The organism is Kutzneria sp. 744 (assembly GCF_000568255.1).
Taxonomy (GTDB): Bacteria; Actinomycetota; Actinomycetes; order Mycobacteriales; family Pseudonocardiaceae; genus Kutzneria.
On the sequence record NZ_KK037166.1, the window covers coordinates 8720633 to 8723790 of the forward strand.

The window sequence follows — 3158 nt, forward strand, 5'->3', positions numbered from 1 at the left end:
CAGGCGGCGGGCGTGGAGGTCGCGGGCCGGCCTGGGCCAGGTCAACGCCCAGCACCCGCTGGCGGGCCGCGGTCGTACAGTCGCCGGAGACCGGCGGCGTCACCCTGACCACCCGCCTGTCGGTCGACACCCACCCCTGGCTGGCCGACCACGACGTGCTCGGCACGGTCATCCTGCCCGGGACCGCGTACGTCGAGCTGGCCATCCGGGCCGGCGAGGAGGTCGGCTGCGACACGGTCGAGGAGCTGACCATCGAGGCCCTGATGCCGCTGCCGCAGGGCGAAGGCCTTGCCGTGCAGACGGTTGTCGGCCCCGAGGACAAGCACGGCGCCCGCTCGCTGGCCATCTACTCCCGGACCGAGGGCAGCGATGCCGGCTGGACCCGGCACGCCTCCGGCGTGCTGACCGCGGAGAACAAGCCGGCGCCGACGCCGGAGGCGTTCAACGTCGGCCTGCGCGAGTGGCCGCCGGCCGGCGCCGACGCGGTCGACATCAGCGGCGTCTACGACTACCTGAGCGGCCAGGGCTACATCTACGGCCCAATGTTCCAGGGCCTGCGCGGGATCTGGCAGCGTGGTGAGGAAACCTTCGTCGAGGTCGCGTTGCCGGAGGAGGCCAAGGCCGACGCGGCCGAGTTCTTCCTGCACCCGGGCCTGCTCGACTCCGCGCTCAGCGCCACCGACTTCATGTCGGGCCGCAAGCCGCAGGACGCCGGCGGCACGCAGCTGCCGTTCGCGTGGACCGGCGTCACCATCCACTCCGTCGGCGCGAACAAGCTGCGCGGCCGGGTGGTGTACACGGGCGGTTCGGACGCGGTGCGGCTGGAGCTGTCCGACCCGATGGGCACGCCGGTGGCGACGATCCGCTCGCTGGTCGTCCGCGCGGTCACCGCCGACAAGGTCAACGCGGCGGCCGCCGGGGCCGGCCAGTTGGATTCGGTCTTCCGCATCGGCTGGAACCAGCTCCCGCTGGGCAGCCTGCACACCGCGGCCCGTGGCAACTGGGCGACGGTGACCAGCAGCGCCGAGGTAACTGCACTGTCCAGTACACCCGAGGTGGCAGTGCTGCCTGTGGTCACGACCGGCAAGGACGTTCCGGCGCAGGTGCGGGCGGTCGTGACCGGCGTGCTGGACACCTTGAAGGCCTGGCTGGCCGACTCCCGCTTCGCCGACGCCAAGCTGATCGTCGTCACCCGCAACGCGGTTTCCGTCGGTGACGAGGAGATCGACCTGGCGCAGGCGCCGATCTGGGGCCTGGTCCGGTCCGCGCAGGAGGAGAACCCGGGCCGGATCGTGCTCGTCGACTCCGACGGCCCGGACGACCTGCTGCCGGCGGTCATCGCCACCGGCGAGCCGCAGGTTGCCTTGCGGGGCAACGGGGTCAAGGTGCCGCGCTTCGCCCGTGTCGCGCCGACCCCGGCCGGCATGCCGGAGCTGGATCCGGACGGCACGGTCCTGATCACCGGCGGCACCAGCGGCCTCGGCGCCACCTTCGCCCGGCACCTGGTGGCGGACAAGGGAATCAAGCACCTGCTGCTGACGAGCCGGCGCGGCATCGACACGCCGGGCGCGGCCGAGCTCCAGACGGAACTGACCGCCCTCGGCGCGACGGTGAAGATCGCGGCCTGTGACGTCGCGGACCGCAAGGCGCTGGCCAAGCTGATCAAGGGCGTCAAGAAGCACCCGCTGACCGGTGTCCTGCACGCCGCCGGCGTGATGGACAACGCGCTGATCGGCGGCCTGACGCCCGAGCAGGTGGAGAACGTGTTGCGCCCCAAGGTGGACGCGGCCTGGCACCTGCACGAGCTGACCAAGGACCTGCCGTTGGCCCAGTTCGTGCTGTTCTCCTCGTGCTCCGGTCTGGTGATCGGGGCCGGGCAGGGCAACTACGCGGCGGCCAACCGGTTCCTGGACGGCCTGGCCACCCACCGCCGGGCGTCGGGCCTGCCGGCCACCGCCCTCGGGTGGGGCCCGTGGGCGGCCGACAGCGCGATCGGCGGCGGCGCGGCCGACAAGGACCTGGAGCGGATGGCCCGGCTGGGCATCGTCACCCTGCCGACCGAGGAGGGCCTGCGGCTGTTCGACCAGGCCATGACGGTCGACGAGCCGGTGCTGGCGCCGATCGTGCTGGCCCCGGCCGAGTCCGAGGTTCCGGTGCTGCTCAAGGACGTCGCGGTCAAGGCGGCGCCGAAGAAGGCGGCCCGGGCCAAGGCCGCCGACGCGCCGGCCGAGCCCGAGGGCGGTCCGTCGCTGGAGCAGCGGCTGACCGGCCTGAGCGAGAGCGAGCGCGACCGGGTGCTGCTCGACCTGGTCCGCACGCACGTGGCCGTGGTCCGGCACGACGATCCGTACTCCATCGACGTCACCAAGGGCTTCACCGAGCTGGGCCTGGACTCGCTGGCCGCGATCGAGCTGCGCAACCGCTTGCAGGCGGCCACCGACCTGCGGCTGCCGGCGACGCTGATGTTCGACTACCCGAGCCCGGTGGCGCTGGCCAAGTTCCTGCTGGAGGAACTGCTGCCCAGCATCGGCGAGGCCCCGGCCGCGCAGTCCGACGACGACATCCAACGCGCGGTGGCGGCCATCCCGGTGGACAAGCTGCGCGCGGCCGGCCTGCTGGCCCAGCTGCTTGAACTGGCCGGTTCAGTACAGGTCGAGCCCTCCGACGACCGCAGCGATGCGATCAAGACCATGGACATCGACGACCTCGTGGCCGCCGCGCTCGCGGCCGGCGACAACTGACCGGGAGCACGGACGTGGACGCACAAGTCGAGAAGGTCGTCAACGCCCTTCGCAAGTCCATGCTGGACAACGAGAAGCTGCGCCAGCAGAACGCGAAGCTGGTCGCCGACGCCGCCGAGCCGATCGCCGTCGTCGGCATGGCCTGCCGCTACCCCGGCGGGGTCACCACGCCGGAACAGTTGTGGGACCTGGTCACCGAGGGCCGGGACGCGATCACCGCGTTCCCGACCGACCGGGGCTGGGACCTGGACGGGCTGTACGACCCGGAGCCCGGCACGGCCGACAAGTCCTACACGCGGGAAGGCGGATTCCTGCACGACGCCGCCGATTTCGACGCCGACTTCTTCGGCGTCAGCCCGCGTGAGGCCGTCGCCATCGACCCCCAGCAGCGGCTGCTGCTGGAGGTCGCGTGGGAGG

Annotated in this window: 2 protein-coding genes; both read left to right on the forward strand. The window is 72.2% G+C overall.

Translation table 11 applies throughout. The features are described from left to right. Positions 1-2741: type I polyketide synthase (locus KUTG_RS62205; protein WP_198047471.1), on the forward strand; the 2741-nt coding region annotated here is incomplete at its 5' end. 14 nt (positions 2742-2755) lie between these two features. After that, the coding region (locus KUTG_RS40030) for a beta-ketoacyl synthase N-terminal-like domain-containing protein (protein WP_043724444.1) at positions 2756-3158 on the forward strand (403 nt) is incomplete at its 3' end.